Here is a 16,672-nt window from a genome sequence, read left to right as displayed (position 1 = left end):
ATAAAAGGTTTATCAACGATGTTGTATAATACTATTATACATTAAATTCTTATTGTGGTAAAATTTACATAAGCTAGTGAAATAAAACAAATGAAAGCTAATAAGGAGGGATAGTCATGGAATTTTGGATGATCATACCGATAGCGATCTTTGGGTTTATTTATATCGTTGAAAAATTAAATAAAATCGAAAAGAAAACGGATGCGTGTTTAAAGAGGATGGAAGATAGACTACAGCTAATTTCGAAAGAAATGGGAATTATAGATAGAGAACCTGAAATTAATAAAGAGTTGCGTCAACTTATGGAAGAAGGAAAAACAGTTACAGCAGTTAAGAGAGTAAGAGAGGCTTTTGGGTTTTCTTTACTAGAAGCGAAGCAATATGTTGATAAATTATAAAAAAAATCATCCGTTTGGATGGTCTTTTTTATTGGACCATGCGTGTATTTACATAAGCAGCGATTATAACGTGGCCAATTATAATGATAGGAAATGCGATTTTTACATTAGGGGTAAGGAAGACGCTATCAATTGTGGCGATAACACCAGCAGTTAAATTATAAAGACCAACTATTTTTGATAACTTCACTTTATCAAGCACGCGGCGTTCATTGAATCCTGATAAGAGCCAAGTGTATTGTTTTACTCCGATGAAATAAGCTAGTGCAAATGAAATGATTGCTAGTATGAATAATGATGGGGAAGCGAAGAGAGTCATTGAGAACACCTCCGTTAAAGGGCTATAAATCAATTATAGTATGAATGTTATAATTTAACAAAATATAAGTGTAATAGAAAATGGAGTATGTATCATGAAGGGGGATTAAGTATGAATATTGTGGAATTCCAGAGATATGTATCAAATTTCAGTGAAGAAAAAGGATTTCAAGATACAACAATTGAAAAGCGTACAATGTATGCAATGGCAGAATTAGGGGAATTAGCGGAAGTTATATTGAAGCGCGATAAAATACAAGATGCAAAAAGAGAAATCGGTTTAGAAATGTTTGATGTAATTTGGAATGTATGTGATTTAGCAAACAAGTTAGAAATTGATTTAGAGAAGGCGTTTGAGGAAAAAATGATGATAAATAAAAAACGTGAATGGTAAAAGGGAAGTTAAAAAGCGCACAAAATTTTGTGCGCTTTTTATTAATGGTATGAAAAATATGTAAGAAAAGATGGAACAAACATTTGAGATAAATTGTCTATTATAGGTAATAACTATTTCGTTTGAAAGAAAGGGTGGAGAAAATGAAAAAGAATACATTATTAAAAGTAGGGGTATGTGTTAGTTTACTAGGAACAACTCAATTTGTTAGTACAATTTCTTCTGTGAAAGCGGAACAAAAGCTAGAGCAAAAAGTAATAAAAAATGAGGCAGGAACTATTTCGATTTCTCAGTTAAACAAAAATGTATGGGTTCATACGGAGTTAGGTTATTTTAACGGAGAAGCAGTTCCTTCGAACGGTTTAGTTCTTACTACTTCAAAGGGGTTAGTACTTGTTGATTCTTCTTGGGATGACAAATTAACGAAGGAACTAATAGAAATGGTAGAAAAGAAATTTCAGAAGCGCGTAACAGATGTCATTATTACACATGCACACGCTGATCGAATTGGTGGAATGAAAACATTGAAAGAAAGAGGCATTAAAGCGCATAGTACAGTACTAACTGCGGAACTAGCAAAGAAAGGTGGATATGAAGAACCGCTTGGAGACTTACAAACCATTACGAATTTAAAGTTTGGAAATATGAAAGTAGAAACATTTTATCCAGGGAAAGGACATACAGAAGATAATATCGTCGTGTGGTTACCGCAATATAACATTTTAGCTGGAGGCTGTTTAGTTAAATCTGCGTCCTCGAAAGATTTAGGAAACGTTGCAGATGCCTATGTAAATGAATGGCCTATATCGATTGAGAATGTGCTGAAGCGATATGGAAACATCAATTCAGTAGTGCCTGGTCATGGGGGAGTAGGGGATAGAGATTTACTTCTACATACATTGGATTTGTTGAAATAAAAAAAGCGAGGAGAAACAATTTTCTCCTCGCTTTCTTCTAACTATATTTAAATGCGAAGTCCGCATACGTTACTGAGATTTTAATTCCAAGTATACAAATACCAGTACCGTCATAATTGCGATAACAACGTAAGTAGCATCAAGCATTATAAGCGTTTTTAAAGTTTCAGTCATCCTCATTCACCCCTGGTATAAAAATATAACATAATCTCTTATCAATTAAATCAGAGATTATAAAGATAACAATGTACATGAAATTTATTAAGTAGATTCTATATAAATATATCATATAAATAATGTAAACAATGTTAAGATAATGTAAATGTATTGTAAAGAAAGGGGCGGTTCACCATGTCTGTAAATCTATTCATTTATAAATGCTATGTATCTCTCGTGTGCCGGATAGAACACAGTTATAACATGTGAAAAATAAATTCATTTTGACAAATCAATCACGATGGTAGCTGTTACTACATTTTCCTCTATTACTTCTACTTGTACTTGTTCATCGTTTCTCCAATTGATATTGAAGTTGTCTGTCGTATACATTTCCTTAAGAGTGACCTCTTTATATTTTTCTAAAATGCTACCTCTTTTCCCATAATAGATTCTTACAGTTGAACTAGGACTTGGTCCTTTTGATTTTATTGTTTCTCTAAGCTCGATAATATTTATTAAATTTGGAGATTCACTTTTTTGAAAGGTAAAGGAACTGACCACTTTTTGTACCTTCTTAAAAACAGGACCATTGGATTTATTTGATACATTAAATTCCACAACTTCAGGTACGGATTCTTTTCCTCGTAGTGTTATCGTTGCTTCATAATCGTTTTTCCAATCTACGAAAACGTTTGAGGAATCGAGACGTTCTCCCTCATTTGCAATACTTATGTCAAAATGTTCCCATAAGCCGTATTTAATTCTGACGGGAGAGGAACCATGAGAAGAGTCTGAATCTATTTTCACTACTTTAATCGTATTTTTATTATTTGGAGAATGACTTTTTTTAAGTGTAATGTCTTGTAAATACAAAATGTAAGACAAACAGCCTACTACTAAAATAATTGGAATTACAATACGTAAGGCAGTAATTGGACGACCTCGTGTTCTTTTTTTCTTAGTACTTTTACTATTTTGTTCAAGGTCTTTTTCAATACTCGTTTGAACTATTACTTTTGGCGGGCGAATAAGCCAACAAACGAAAGCTATAAGTAGTAAGAAAAGAGGTATTCCTTGAATAAAGAAAAATCCTTTCCAAAAATCAAGTGCAGTACTATATGGAGAATCTGTTGCCATCCCCCCTATTAAAAGTGCCATTGGGCTTACAAGTATATTTATCCCTAAAGCGATCAATACGAATGAAAGATTTTTATTTCTAATTTTTCGTGACCCAGCCATAATAAACAGAAATACTGCAATACCGAGTATAAGAAACAGTATCCCATAATAAAACATCATATATACCATCATATTGTCCCTCCATAACTATAATTGTACCATCAGTAAGGAAAAAATTGTGAAATGTTAGATGGATACGATATTTGTATTCCTTAAAAGTGCACCTACATATGATGCAAATAAATTATGTGCGAGTATGAATATTAGGGTACAGTAAGAATATTATGTTAACAATGGGAACTGTCACAAATTCTTATATATTATTGTGATTGATATCACATCCTTTTTTCTCAATGGGTATTATCCTTAGTTTGTAAGTAATCATTGGGAGAGGGTGGGATGATAATGTTTTGTTATCAATGTGAACAAACGCCAACAGGCGGATGTAAAGTAATAGGTGTTTGCGGTAAAAATGAAACAATTGCAAGTTTGCAAGATACGATTTTGTTTGGATTAAAAGGAATTGCTGCTTATCGTACGCATGCTGCTCAGCTAGGATATACGGATGCATTTGTAGATGCTACGACGCAAGAAGCACTGTATATGACATTAACCAATTCTAACTTTAACAAACAAGAACATATTGATATGGCTATGAAAGTTGGGAAATCGGCTTTACGAGTAATGGAGTTGCTAGATGAGGCACATACGAATCATTTTGGTGTGCCAGAGCCTGTTCAAATTACACAAAACCATGTAGAAGGTAAAGCTATTGTAGTTACAGGCCATAATTTATTTGCGTTAGAAGAACTATTAAAGCAAACGGAAGGAAAAGGAATTAATATTTATACGCATTCTGAAATAGTTGATTTTAGAAAAAATATAAAAATCGAGTTGACATTCATCGCTACCTAGTCATACAATATACTTGTAATAAGCAATACTGAGTAGTGTTGTTTCTCAAAATATTTTCAGTAGACAATAGGTAATTGCGGATTTCAGAAAAAATTTGAAAATTAGTTGACATCTATTGCTACTTAGTCATACAATGTAGACGTAATAAGTGATACTGAATAGTATGAATTCAAAAAAGCTACTCAGTAAAAAATTCGCCTTAGTACTCTGTAATACTGAATATAAGTCAGACAGAATAGGGGGTAAAGGAGGATCAGAACATGGAAAATTTAACTGAAATGTTGAAAGGTTCACTGGAAGGGTGTGTGCTGGAAATCATTAGTCGCCGTGAAACGTATGGTTATGAGATTACTCGCCACCTGAATGATCTTGGGTTTACAGAAGTCGTGGAAGGAACAGTCTATACTATCCTCGTACGATTAGAGAAGAAAAAGCTTGTGAATATTGAAAAGAAACCATCAGATATGGGACCGCCTCGTAAGTTTTATTCATTAAATGAAGCTGGACGTCAGGAACTTGAATTGTTTTGGAAAAAATGGGATTTTGTATCGTCAAAAATTAACGTCTTGAAGTCAAACTAGCCTCATAATATAAAATGTTTCGGCTCATATTTGGAGAGTTTCTGGTTCTGCTTTATAAAAAAAGGAGGAAAATAAGATGTTGGAAATATTCAAAAAATTAATTGGTGATAAAAAAGAGTACAGAATGATGATGGCACGTGTTGCAGCACTGCCAGAGGACTATCAGTTTGTGTTTAAGAAAATTCAAAACTACATGTGGAATTTTTCGACCGGAAACGGGATGGATATGCTGCACATTCAGTACGAATTAATCGATTTGTTTGAAGCTGGTGCAGCGGAAGGCAGACAAGTGTTAGATATTACTGGGGAAGATGTGGCATCTTTTGCTGACGAACTAGTGGCAAACGCTAAAACGTATGTTTCTAAGTATCGTGAAGATTTGAATGAAAGTATTATGAAGAAATTGAGAAAAAAATAAATGCAACAAGTAATACCGACTGATTAGCTGGTCATAAATGTGAACTAACGCCATCGCTATTCAGTTATATTTTTAAACCGCTACTAAGTAATACAGATTATAAGTGATACTAAATAGAGGGTGCAGGTAATTTAATTTTATAAGGGGGAAAAAGTATGAGTAATGCAGCGATTTCTGTAAAAGGGTTAAAAAAAGCTTTTAGAGATAAAGAAGTCTTAAAGGGAGTGGATTTTGAGGTGCAGCGTGGAGAAATTTTTGCGCTGCTAGGCTCAAATGGAGCGGGAAAGACGACAATAGTCAACATCCTTTCGACGCTACTGAAACAAGATGGCGGTGAAGGAAGTATTTGCGGATTTGATATTAAGCGCCAACCAGATCATGTTCGTCAAAGTATTAGTTTGACAGGGCAGTTCGCAGCTTTAGACGGCATGTTAACTGGGAGAGAAAACTTGATAATGGTTGCTAAGTTACGCGGAGTTTCCAATCCTGCACAAGTCGCTGACAATTTGCTTGAGAGATTTAGCTTGACTGGTGCAGCTAATCAGAGGGCAGATCAGTATTCAGGTGGGATGAAGCGCCGGCTTGATATCGCAATGAGTTTGATCGGGGCGCCAGCAGTTATTTTTCTTGACGAACCGACGACAGGGCTTGATCCGGAAGCACGGATTGAAGTGTGGGATACTGTCAAAGAGCTTGCTGGTGGAGGAACAACCATCTTACTAACAACCCAGTATTTAGAGGAAGCAGAACAATTAGCTGACCGTATCGCTATTTTACATGGCGGAAAAATTATTACGACAGGTACTCTTACTGAACTGAAAGAGATGTTCCCGCCAGCAAAAGTGGAGTATATCGAGAAGCAGCCGACATTGGAAGAAATTTTCCTTGCGATTATCGGTAAAAAGGGGGAGATGTAAATGAAAAGCAAAACAGGGGTATTACTAGGGCGCTTAATGCGTAATATTATGCGTAGTCCGGATACAATTATTACAGTAGCGATTACACCGATTATGATGATGCTATTATTTGTCTACGTGTTTGGTGGCGCAATACAAACAGGAACGGAAAACTACGTAAATTATTTATTGCCGGGAATTTTGCTAATGGCTATCGCATCCGGTGTAGCTTACACTTCCGTGCGACTATTTACGGATGTAAAGAGTGGGCTAATGGCACGTTTCATTACGATGCCTATTAAGCGCTCATCGATATTGTGGGCTCACGTATTAACCTCTCTTGTTGCTAATGTACTTACTATCGTGGTGGTTATTCTTGTTGCACTCTTAATGGGCTTTCGTTCCAGTGCGAATATGCTAGATTGGCTTGCAGTAGCTGGGATACTAGGAATGTTTACGTTATCGCTCACATGGCTAGCTATCATTCCAGGGCTGAAAGCGAAGTCTATGGAAGGGGCGACAGCATATTCGTACCCACTCGTTTTTCTTCCATTTATTAGTTCGGCCTTCGTACCTACCGAAACGATGCCAAAAATTGTTCGTGCATTTGCTGAAAACCAGCCTGTCACTTCAATTGTGAATGCGATTCGTGCTCTATTATATGAAGGAACTGTTGGTAACGATATTTGGATTGCGCTCACTTGGTGCATAGGTATAATGATTATCTCTTACTTTTTCGCTAGTAAAGCATTTAAACGTCAGTTAGGGTAAGTATCGAGGTGACTTAATTTATCGGAATGATATATATGTTTAGAAAAGTACGGGGGGGTTCCGTGCTTTTCTTTTTATATGGTCCATTTCATTCAGCGAGAAGGCAAATTTTTTAGATATAGAGAAACACTAGTTGATTGGCAATTGGGTAAGTTAAGGAGAGCATATTTATAATGAATACTACAAAAACCACAGGGTGCTTTACTATTGTTGATAATAATGAAGGGAAAATATTACTAGTTAAACGAAATGATTATCCTATCTGGGATTTGCCTGGGGGAAGACTAGAAGAAAATGAACAGTTAGAGAAGTGTGCTATAAGAGAAACTAAAGAAGAAACAGGCTATATAATTGTTATTGAGCGTAAAATAGGAGAATATCACCAGCCTCAATACGATGATATGCAACATTTATTTTCAGGGAGATTACTAGGAGGAGAGCCAATAAATAATGGACCTGAAACTGCAAAAATTGGGTGGTTTAATCCTAGTAGATTACCTTTGTTAATGGTTCCAAATAGGCGAAAACAGATCAGTAATTTTATGAAACACAAAAATTCATTAATAAAGGAGACATTAAAGACACCAATTATAGTAAGGTTATTAAGAAAAATTATATGAGGTGGTTAGTGGATTAGCCGTTGTTTTAGTTGAGCAGTTCGATGACATAAGAGCATGTTTTGATTAAATTTTTTTCAAAATATGCTCTTTCTATTTGTCTTTTACCAGTATTATACTCATTGTATTTGAAAATATGGGCAACTGGTAACGAACTAAACTCAATATTTTGAGGTTTAACTAGTCACTGCTTATGGAGTGTATAAGCATAACCGCTCTTGTAAATCTTTTAATACTTCTTCAGGCATTTCCCTAATTGTAATATCTTTACCTAGGAAAAGCAGCCAATTTGTCATCTCTGTCACTTCATCGGAATTGTGAACATCGATAAATGTTTTTAAAATAGCTGTAGATTGGTAAGGGTTTGTATAAGATATTGAAACTTTGAAAGGGTGGTACTTTTTGAACTGTGCAATTGCTTTCGGACCAAGTTCAAATACAAGGTTAATTGCTTCGTCCTTCTTACTCAGTCTTTCTAAAATCTGTTTCTTATGTAACCTCTTTTTGGGCGTGTACGGTTCGATATTGATGAGGTCATCGACAGGAAACATCAGCTTCTTTTCTTCTTTTAAGTCAAATCCTTCAATCATCCAATAGCTTTTTTCTTTATAAAGGTGTAATAGGTAAATTGGATAAGACTTGATTTCTTCTTTGACAGTAATCAATAAATATCTATCCAAAAGAAGGATTTGAATGAGTTTTTCTAACATAGGGTGAGGAAGGTCAGAAAGCTCAAGTAGATCAGGGTTATGAGGATTAGTCCCTTCAAAAAGCAAAAGTTGATTTAAAAGAACAAGGTCATCTTGCTGGGTTTCTGAAATGAGTCCTAGTAGCTTTTCCGCTAAAGATTGCCGACTCTTTAGATAAGGGAGTTGTTGATTTCTTTTAGCCATAAAGGCAATAAAAAGAGCTTTCACTTCGTTATCAGTAAAGCGAACAACGGGTAGGATAGAATTATGCATGACAAAATATCCACCAGATCTCCCAACTTCAGCGACAAGTGGCATCCCCATAGCTTCTATTTCTCTAATGTCTCTAATAGCTGTTGATCGTGATATATTAAATTCTCGTATGATTTCTGAAATTGTAAAGTGGGAGCGGTTGTTGATATACTGCATAATTGTATTAATCCGTTCAACTTTTTTCATTTTGGTCTCCTAAACAGTATCATTTTTTGACATGGTTTAAAGGTATTATAAACGTATCAGATGAAAAGATAAATCGTTTGATTAATAAAAAAAGAGGAAGGTTTTGAATATGAAAAATTATACGATTGAAGAAAAAGATAGCTTTATTGTGCTAGGTATTGGAACTGAAATTAAAAGTGACTATACAGACTTTGTGGGAATAAATAAAGAAAAGGAAGACTTTTGGTCGGCCGTTAAAGAAGATGGAAGACTGGATACTTTAAAAGCTTTAGCTACAAATGAATACATTTTTTCTGTGAGCGAAGCAGTGAATAATAAGATGATGTATTATGCTGGCGTTATGACAGAAGCACAAATAGAAGAAGAGTCTAGAGTGATCCAGTTTCCTAAGGGAGAATACTTAGTGGTGAAAGGTGAAGACAAAACGGCTGAAGAGCTAAGCAATAAGCTGACTGGCATCGCTTTTGGTCAAGCTTTACCAGATGCAAAAGATTTTGCCTATGTTGGTGGGCCAAATACAACGGTTGAGATGGGAAGAAGAAATGGTTTAGTGTTTGGTGAAATGTGGATTCCAGTTGTTAGGAAGTAAAGGGTACGAATATGAAAAGTAGAGGCTAACAATTTTGCATTGTTGGCCTTTTTGATGTCCATATTGTTTTAATTACTTTTTTAATAATATAACTTAATAAATTTTAATATACGTTATGTATAACAGATATTTATCTTATGAAATAAGGGGGATATTATGACTGAGACAAACGAACCTTCAGGAGGCAATTTGAAAAAAGATGTGAAATTTTCTATTATAATTCCTGCACATAATGAAGAAAAGTACATTGGAAAATGTTTAGATTCCATTGTAAATGCATCAGAGGCATATAAAGAGCAAACGGAAGTTATAGTTGTTTTAAATCGTTGCACCGATAAAACAGAGGAAATAGCAAAATCTTATCATTGTATTACATTAAAAAATAATGATAAAAACTTATCTAAAATTCGAAATGCAGGGGCGAAAATAGCTAGTGGAGAAATAATCGTTACTATAGACGCTGATACCATAATGACAGAATCTATGTTGTCTAATGTAGATACATATTTAGCTTCAGGTAAATACATTGGTGGTGGGGTAAATGGGAAGTTCGAAAGAATATCTTTAGGAATATTTCTGTCCGCAATGTTAATAATAATCCCCTTACTTTTTAAATACGGAGCTATATCTGTAGGGATTTTTTGGTGCTATAAAAAAGATTTCATGGCAATTAACGGATTTAATGAAAACATGCTGATGGCAGAAGATGCAGATTTCGCGAAACGGTTAAAAGAATGGGGAAAGCGAAATAATAAGAAATTCGGTACCATTAAAAATGGAATGATAACTTCATGCAGGAGATTTGATACATATGGAGACTGGGCTTTACTTAAAAATCCAAAAGTAATCTTAGCTTATCTAAAAGGAAATGATAGAAAATATGCAGATAAGACATATTATGATAATCAAGAAAGGTAACGCTTGAGAAAAGCGATAGGAAATAGTGAGAACAGCTGATTGTCTAATATATAATGAGAGCACAACTTAATTTAATAGATATGATAATAAAACCATTGATTGGTCCTTTTTCAAATCAATGGTTTTTATTTTTGAAATAAATATGTATTTTTTATAAAAATATTTTTTGACCCCCATAAAACGATGTATTCCTCCGAATATATATAGTGGAAAAATAAGATAGAAGAAAAATGATTATGAAAGAATATTGAAGTATTAATAAAAATTACTAGATTAAGTTGAGCATCCAAAATAAAAGGATGAAATTACCAATGATATAGAGAAGAGTTATTTAAGGATTGCCGATAAAATAGAAAAAGAATAAGCAAAACGAACGGTAGAAAATAAGAAAGTACCTTAAAATATAGGATTAACTTTAGTACCGAGAGAAAACGTTGGGAAAAGTTAGACTTGAAAAATAAAACTAACAGCAAGAAGAAAAGACCAAAGAAAAGTACTACCAAAATGTGGTTAAATGGTCGCTTGTTTAGTGACCATTTTTCTATTTAAAGCAGAGGGAGGCTGAGAGATCACCAGTGTTAAGTTTAGTAATGAAGATCTTAAGAAAACCGAAAATAGAAGATATCGTATGTAACATCCAAAACAACGGAGAAGATAAGGAAGCCTTTATCGTTCAGTATCAGCCGTTTATTAGAAAATCAATTTCGTCTGTTTGCCGCCGATATATTACAGAACAGGATGATGAATATAGTATTGGATTGTTTGCGTTTAACGAAGCAATTGAACAGTATTCATATAAAAAAGGGAAATCTTTTCTAGCGTTTGCTGATCTTCTTATAAAAAGAGATGTAATTGACTATATACGCAAGGAGTCTAAGCATAACCGTGTCTTTTTAAAAGAAGATGAGCAAGAGGAAATGTTAGAAATGCAAGTATCGCTTACGGAGTATATGAAAGAGATGGACAATAGTAACCGTAAGGAGGAAATTCTTCATTTTCAAAGTGTGTTAGCTGAGTTTAAAATCACATTTTCAGAGCTTGCGAAAGAATCTCCTAAGCATCGTGACACCCGAGAGCACTTAATAGAAATTGTAAAGATGATTATAAAGGAAGAGGAAATGATGGAGGAGCTGTTCCGAAAGAAAAAGTTACCGCTTAAACGTATTGAACCGCGTGTGAGGGTAAGTCGTAAAACGTTGGAAAGACATAGAAAATACATTATTGCAATGTGTATTATTTTTGCAAACAACTATACATATATTCTTGATTACATAAGAGGAGAAAAGCATGATGAATAAAGGAATTGTGATGGATATAAAAAAGCATAGCGTAGTTGTTTTAACACCAAATGGAGAGTTTATTACGTGTAAAAGAAAAGGGGATTCTTGCATGATTGGAGAGGAAATCTCGTTTGAAGAACAAGAACAAAGAGCATCTCGTTTTTCAATCCCTTATTTCTTAAAGCCGGCATCATTACTTGCTGCTTGTTTTCTATGTGGGCTGTTATTTTTCTACAATCAACCAGAAGAAAAGGTGTTTGCTTACGTCTCAGTTGATATAAATCCAAGTTTAGAGGCGAGCGTTACGAAGGATCTTCGTGTTATAGATTTGCGGGCTTGTAATGATGACGGAAGGCGTATTTTAAAAGAAATGAAACGGTGGGAAAATAAGCATCTGCAAGATGTGATACGCACTATTATAAAGCAAAGTCAAGAGGATAAATATTTAACGAATGATAAGCAAGTTATGCTAACAGCTATTGCAAAGGACAAGTCGTTAGAACCACAGTTGGAAAAGGCTATGCTGGAATTAAAGAAAGAATATGAGTTCAAACATATTACAGTCGAATATCAAAGCAGTACGATGCAAATACGGGAGGATGCCAAGAAAGCAGGAGTTGGAACGGGTGTTTATATAAAACAAGAAAATGAGAAGAAAAAGTTGCTTACCCCACCTGCACCGCCGTCTTATCAAGAACAGCAAAAGTCATCTTCTGATGTATCATCGGACGCATCTCCTGTAAAAGAAGAAAGCAACGAGAGGGGAGAGTATATAGAACAACAGCAATCTAAGGCACAACAACCGAAGCAAATAAAAGAAAATAATAGAAATCAACAGGAGAACAACGGAAGAGAATTGCAGCAAGGAAACAACGGAAGAGGGTCCCAAGGAAATAATGGGCACCAGCAAGAGAACAACGGAAGAGGATCGCAAGGGAATAATGGGCACCAGCAAGAGAACAACGGAAGAGGGTCCCAAGGAAATAATGGGAATCAGGAAGGAAACAATGGAAGAGGGTCCCAAGGAAATAATGGGCACCAGCAAGAGAACAACGGAAGAGGATCGCAAGGGAATAATGGGAATCAGCAAGAGAACAACGGAAGAGGATCGCAAGGGAATACTGGGCACCAGCAAGAGAACAACGGAAGAGGATCGCAAGGGAATAATGGGAATCAGAAAGGAAACAATGGAAGAGGTTCCCAAGGAAATAATGGGAATCAGGAAGGAAACAATGGAAGAGGTTCCCAAGGAAATAATGGGAATCAGCAAGGAAACAACGGAAGAGGTTCCCAAGGAAATAATGGGAATCAGGAAGGAAACAATGGAAGAGGCTCGCAAGGGAATAATGGGCACCAGCAAGAGAATAATGGAAGAGATTCTCAAGGGAATAGTGGACATAAGCAAGAAAACAATGGAAGAGGATCGCAATAAGGAAAATTCCTACCACATAATATCGAGTGAAAGAAAAATGTATCCCGCTTTAATGGGCAGTAAGACCCCTACCTCAAAATTCAGCGAAAGTAAAGAAGTAAGATGGGGATCAACTGCCCATAAAAGCCCGATTGGTTCAACTAATAATCAGTGGGGGATTCTTTCCATCTGAAAAGATTTTTTATTTTTTTTAAAATGACGGACATAAAATCGTATATCCTTTCGAATTATATATATGGATATCATTAATATTTATATAAAAGGGGAGAAAAAATATGAAAGAAATGTATGAAGAAATCACTGAAGTATTGAAGGTATTAGCACATCCTGTCCGTTTATCATTAGTAAAAATAATGGTTGCAAAAGGTCCTATTAACGTAACGACAATGTATGAAATGTTACAAATGCCTCAAAGTACAATTAGTCAACATTTATCTAAACTAAAAGCTACTAAAGTCGTTACAGGTACTCGAAAAGGGTTAGAAATTTATTATGAAGTAACGGATAATCGTACAAAATCGATTTTATTAAGCTTGGCTTAAAGGGTGACTGTTTAGACTTCAAAAGAAAGAAGAAGGTACGTAAGCAATTCTGGGCTATAATTTTGAAGGCTTTGCACAAGAAAAACATTTGTAATAATATGTAATTTTATTTTGTTATAGTTAATTCTTTTTGGACGTCAACATTTTTTATAGAGATATTTTTACTAGATGAATAGTGTTATGACGATACCCTATAATAGAATCATTTAATAAAATTTGACATAGCAGATGTAATGAAGCAGTTAGTTTATTTATCATTTAACCTATTTATTTGATAATCTTTTCTCCAGTCAAGTAGTTCATTCGTATTTGTATTAATGTGATTTGACTCGTGGTACTTCCTGAATTTTTGCAATATTTATCAATATTATCTGGATATGGAATCATTTCTAAAAAAAATGAGATTAACTTTTGAGTTAATCCTCATCTTTTTTAGTTCTACAATGTTTACTGAAAGGTTGTTAGTTCATGGGAAATATTAACATGGCGTAATACTACTATTTTTTTCTAGTATTTAATTGGGTAATAAAGTTTTAAGAATATTTTCTTCCATCTTGTCGAGTTTAAGGTCTTGGATGCTGTATTCTAATGATTTGACAATAGTTTGGCGTACGATTCCATCTAATTCTTCTAATTTTTTTTGTAGTTTTTCTCGGGAAAGATCTGAGTTACCGTGAACTAGGTTGGATCGTATACCATATAAATTTTTAACCTTTTTAAATGTATCTTGACTGCCATCTAATAATTTAGCAGTATATAATGATATTTTGAATGACACTTCCCCTTTGACAGATGGATACATTGATTCTAGGGCGATAGCTAAATCAATAAATTTATCTTCTAAATTCACTTTGTTATGGGCAGATGTTAACCTCTCAAGAGCGATAGATTTTTTAGGTAATTGAATGATTTTATTGAAATAATCAGTAAATAATTGGGTATCTTTGATAACTACATGTTTACTTCTTGATTTATTATGTACCTCATTAATGTATTCAATCATTCGGATCATACCATTATCAGCAAAATAACTGAACGTAATAACAGGTGAAAAATAAATGTGATCAAGAGTACCATTATATAAAAGAATACTTTGGGATAACTTTTCAATATGTTCTCTACGTGATTCAAATTCTTCAAATTCACTTAGGATTTGTTTTTTCTCCAACAAAACCCTTGCGTTAGATTCATGAAATTCCAGTTTGTGTCTAAAGTTAAATTTAAACTGATTGTTATAAAATTCTAATGTATTGTAAAAATATTCTATATTCTCAGTATCTACAGGTTTGAGAATGAAATCTGGAAATTTAATTTCTTTATTCTGAGTATCTAGACGATGGATTAATGTAACGGTTCTGTAGATGTATTTACCTTCTAAATATAATTGGAATTCTTCAAATAATTCTTCAAATATATGGTCTATAAAACTAAGTGATTTTGCTTTTACTAAATAACCTATTATAAATTTGATAAATGGTACTTCATATTTATTTTTAAAAATGTTTTCGATAATACTAAGGTTATATATAGTTAAAGGATATATATAGTTAAAGGAACTGTTTTTTCATGATTAATGGTAATTATATTTCCATCACTATCAAGTGTCATTTTTTGTGTGCTCTCTGGGAAATCAATTTCTTTAAGGGTGTCTAATGCTTGAATAAGAATATCTTTAACTAGTTCATTCGAATACATAATGTTCCTCCAATTAATATAATTGATTAAGGCGAATTATATATTAAATGGATGGTTTTTACAATAAGTGTTATTAATTTGAAATAAGGTTGGGCTGTTTGTAAAAAAATTAATCGTTTTAAGTATGTTAAAACAAACAAGGTACCTCCCTATCAATAGTCATGTTGAATTTTGATTAAACTTTCTTTCAAACCAACAATTGTACTCGGGATATAACTTCATCCCTATCAAGTTAAGGTTTTGCAGTACCTCCTAAAAGAAATTTTTATTTTTCTACATTTAGTTATTTTTTCATAGATGTTGATAATACGAGATTCATATTCGGGTGTTTAGCATCCTACAGCGAAATGCATGAAAATCTCATCGAAACTATAAGAAAACGGCCTTTGATATATTAAATGGCGTTTATAATTATACTATGTTGGATAATTAGGTAGTTTAAAAAATTGAAACCCAATAGAATTTATTTGATATGCAAAATTTTCAGTAATCTACACTAGTTTTTAGAAAAAATTCTTCTGAAATTGCCTTTTCCTAATCTTGGTTTGATAGTGATATGGAGACTCTTTTTAATAGAACATGCTAGTAAGAGGAGTGAGGGAATATTTTATTTTTAAAAGCATATAATCCTAATATAATAACTATTAAATGATGAGGTTTTAATATGAGTATTAAAGAGAAAATTTTTAATTGGGCATTTAAAAACAAATTAGCTCGTTATAATTACAAGAATCAAAAATTAGTGGAGGATTTGAATGAAATTCGAATACAATATGAGGAATTGCAGGAACAGCATTCAGTAATTAAGCGAATGTTTAAGATTCTACAATGCGAAATAATTGGTGTAGAAACTAATAAGGATGGGGAAGAATTGTATATTTTTAAAAGAGTCACTGAGTCAAATTTTGATATATACTTAGTGGGGAATTCTTATCAATCGATCAATACTCTGCCGAGAATATTATCCACAATAAACATTGACTACGAAACAAGATCAAAAGAACTCAAAATTGATGAAATTCAAATGATACATAATAGTATTGGAAATGGCGAAATTGCAATGAACTATTTTTTAAAAGAATCAAAAAAACTTGAAATCAAATTAATAAACGGTGATTTAAGTAAACAGGACGATAAAAATTTTGCTAGATTAATACCTTATTATGAAAAATTTAAATTTAAGGTATCACTTAATTCTTCAAGAGATGAAGGGAAGATTCGAAAAGAATTGTAGAATTTAAAAGATTGTGGAGATATCAGCAGATTTTACTATATAATTCCTAACGAAGGTGTATGCTCGATATAATATCCTTTCTTTAAAAAAGCCATATGGAAAGAATTTTTTAATAGTATTTAGATGATAAAAGGATTTCGCCATATGCCCATCAACTTAAGAAATTGATTTTTCTACAAAACCAAATAATGAGATTAATTCTCATAAATGATTATAAAATAATAGAACTTTTGTTTTGATTGCCCTTTAAAATACTAGCATGATAATGATT

19 protein-coding genes and 1 pseudogene are annotated in these 16,672 nt (G+C 33.5%); 15 read left to right on the top strand and 5 right to left on the bottom strand.

Annotation, left to right across the window (positions count from 1 at the left end; all coding sequences use genetic code 11):
• Positions 1-116 precede the first annotated feature (116 nt).
• Positions 117-398: a hypothetical protein gene (locus PDQ68_RS10120; protein WP_016718125.1), complete on the top strand. Its 282-nt coding sequence runs from the start codon at positions 117-119 to the stop codon at positions 396-398.
• 28 nt (positions 399-426) lie between these two features.
• On the opposite strand, the gene PDQ68_RS10115 is transcribed toward PDQ68_RS10120, so the two are convergent.
• Positions 427-717: a DUF3784 domain-containing protein gene (locus PDQ68_RS10115; RefSeq protein WP_061182849.1), complete on the bottom strand. Its 291-nt coding sequence runs from the start codon at positions 715-717 to the stop codon at positions 427-429.
• 111 nt (positions 718-828) lie between these two features.
• Between PDQ68_RS10115 and PDQ68_RS10110 the strand changes: the two genes are divergently transcribed.
• Together PDQ68_RS10110 and bla2 are read left to right on the top strand one after the other, a co-directional pair.
• On the top strand, positions 829-1,110 hold the full coding sequence (locus PDQ68_RS10110; RefSeq protein ID WP_061182850.1) for a MazG nucleotide pyrophosphohydrolase domain-containing protein: 282 nt from the start codon (positions 829-831) through the stop codon (positions 1,108-1,110).
• 143 nt (positions 1,111-1,253) lie between these two features.
• Positions 1,254-2,027: a BcII family subclass B1 metallo-beta-lactamase gene (gene bla2 / locus PDQ68_RS10105; protein WP_016718123.1), complete on the top strand. Its 774-nt coding sequence runs from the start codon at positions 1,254-1,256 to the stop codon at positions 2,025-2,027.
• Positions 2,028-2,462: 435 nt separating this feature from the next.
• Here bla2 and PDQ68_RS10100 read toward each other — a convergent pair whose 3' ends face one another.
• Positions 2,463-3,494 (bottom strand): hypothetical protein, encoded by a 1,032-nt coding sequence (locus PDQ68_RS10100; protein ID WP_270786679.1) that lies wholly within the window; start codon positions 3,492-3,494, stop codon positions 2,463-2,465.
• A 276-nt stretch (positions 3,495-3,770) separates the two neighbouring features.
• Between PDQ68_RS10100 and PDQ68_RS10095 the strand changes: the two are divergent.
• From PDQ68_RS10095 to PDQ68_RS10070, 6 genes and pseudogenes are all read left to right on the top strand, one after another.
• A pseudogene (locus tag PDQ68_RS10095) lies at positions 3,771-4,232 on the top strand (anaerobic carbon-monoxide dehydrogenase catalytic subunit); the annotation flags it as partial.
• A gap of 308 nt (positions 4,233-4,540) precedes the next feature.
• A complete protein-coding gene (locus tag PDQ68_RS10090; protein ID WP_000429483.1) occupies positions 4,541-4,861 on the top strand; it encodes a PadR family transcriptional regulator in 321 nt (106 codons plus the stop codon).
• Between the two features lie 76 nt (positions 4,862-4,937).
• Complete coding sequence (locus PDQ68_RS10085; protein ID WP_000889650.1) at positions 4,938-5,279, top strand: DUF1048 domain-containing protein; 342 nt, start codon at positions 4,938-4,940, stop codon at positions 5,277-5,279.
• A gap of 155 nt (positions 5,280-5,434) precedes the next feature.
• The gene (locus tag PDQ68_RS10080) at positions 5,435-6,196 is read left to right on the top strand and encodes an ABC transporter ATP-binding protein (protein ID WP_000063317.1); all 762 of its coding nucleotides are present in this window, start codon (positions 5,435-5,437) and stop codon (positions 6,194-6,196) included.
• The gene (locus tag PDQ68_RS10075; protein WP_000837838.1) at positions 6,197-6,946 is read left to right on the top strand and encodes an ABC transporter permease; all 750 of its coding nucleotides are present in this window, start codon (positions 6,197-6,199) and stop codon (positions 6,944-6,946) included.
• A 173-nt stretch (positions 6,947-7,119) separates the two neighbouring features.
• Positions 7,120-7,566 carry an NUDIX hydrolase gene (locus tag PDQ68_RS10070; RefSeq protein WP_061182851.1) on the top strand — a complete coding sequence of 149 codons (447 nt, stop codon included), beginning with the start codon at positions 7,120-7,122 and terminating at the stop codon, positions 7,564-7,566.
• A 188-nt stretch (positions 7,567-7,754) separates the two neighbouring features.
• Here PDQ68_RS10070 and PDQ68_RS10065 read toward each other — a convergent pair whose 3' ends face one another.
• Positions 7,755-8,711, bottom strand: a complete 957-nt coding sequence (locus tag PDQ68_RS10065) for a helix-turn-helix transcriptional regulator (RefSeq protein ID WP_270786674.1) — start codon at positions 8,709-8,711, stop codon at positions 7,755-7,757.
• A 109-nt stretch (positions 8,712-8,820) separates the two neighbouring features.
• Between PDQ68_RS10065 and PDQ68_RS10060 the strand changes: the two genes are divergently transcribed.
• From PDQ68_RS10060 to PDQ68_RS10040, 5 genes are all read left to right on the top strand, one after another.
• Positions 8,821-9,300, top strand: a complete 480-nt coding sequence (locus PDQ68_RS10060) for a GyrI-like domain-containing protein (protein ID WP_061182853.1) — start codon at positions 8,821-8,823, stop codon at positions 9,298-9,300.
• A 156-nt stretch (positions 9,301-9,456) separates the two neighbouring features.
• Positions 9,457-10,218 carry a glycosyltransferase family 2 protein gene (locus PDQ68_RS10055; RefSeq protein ID WP_061182854.1) on the top strand — a complete coding sequence of 254 codons (762 nt, stop codon included), beginning with the start codon at positions 9,457-9,459 and terminating at the stop codon, positions 10,216-10,218.
• Between the two features lie 575 nt (positions 10,219-10,793).
• Complete coding sequence (sigI, locus tag PDQ68_RS10050; RefSeq protein ID WP_000950303.1) at positions 10,794-11,516, top strand: RNA polymerase sigma factor SigI; 723 nt, start codon at positions 10,794-10,796, stop codon at positions 11,514-11,516.
• The gene (locus PDQ68_RS10045) at positions 11,509-12,930 is read left to right on the top strand and encodes an anti-sigma factor domain-containing protein (protein ID WP_270786678.1); all 1,422 of its coding nucleotides are present in this window, start codon (positions 11,509-11,511) and stop codon (positions 12,928-12,930) included. Before sigI ends, PDQ68_RS10045 begins: the two co-directional genes overlap by 8 nt.
• 275 nt (positions 12,931-13,205) lie before the next feature.
• Complete coding sequence (locus PDQ68_RS10040) at positions 13,206-13,472, top strand: ArsR/SmtB family transcription factor (protein ID WP_061182856.1); 267 nt, start codon at positions 13,206-13,208, stop codon at positions 13,470-13,472.
• A 514-nt stretch (positions 13,473-13,986) separates the two neighbouring features.
• Here PDQ68_RS10040 and PDQ68_RS10035 read toward each other — a convergent pair.
• Positions 13,987-14,640 (bottom strand): HEPN domain-containing protein, encoded by a 654-nt coding sequence (locus PDQ68_RS10035; protein ID WP_270786673.1) that lies wholly within the window; start codon positions 14,638-14,640, stop codon positions 13,987-13,989.
• Between the two features lie 362 nt (positions 14,641-15,002).
• On the bottom strand, positions 15,003-15,167 hold the full coding sequence (locus PDQ68_RS10030; RefSeq protein WP_270786672.1) for a hypothetical protein: 165 nt from the start codon (positions 15,165-15,167) through the stop codon (positions 15,003-15,005).
• A 664-nt stretch (positions 15,168-15,831) separates the two neighbouring features.
• Here PDQ68_RS10030 and PDQ68_RS10025 point away from each other — a divergent pair.
• Complete coding sequence (locus PDQ68_RS10025; protein ID WP_061184267.1) at positions 15,832-16,401, top strand: hypothetical protein; 570 nt, start codon at positions 15,832-15,834, stop codon at positions 16,399-16,401.
• Positions 16,402-16,672: the final 271 nt, after the last annotated feature.

Origin of the sequence: Bacillus cereus group sp. Bc010, from assembly GCF_027716745.1 — a bacterium.
GTDB classification, from domain to species: domain Bacteria; phylum Bacillota; class Bacilli; order Bacillales; family Bacillaceae_G; genus Bacillus_A; species Bacillus_A pacificus.
Note: the sequence above shows the minus strand (reverse complement) of the source record. Positions and strands in the feature narration are given on the sequence as shown.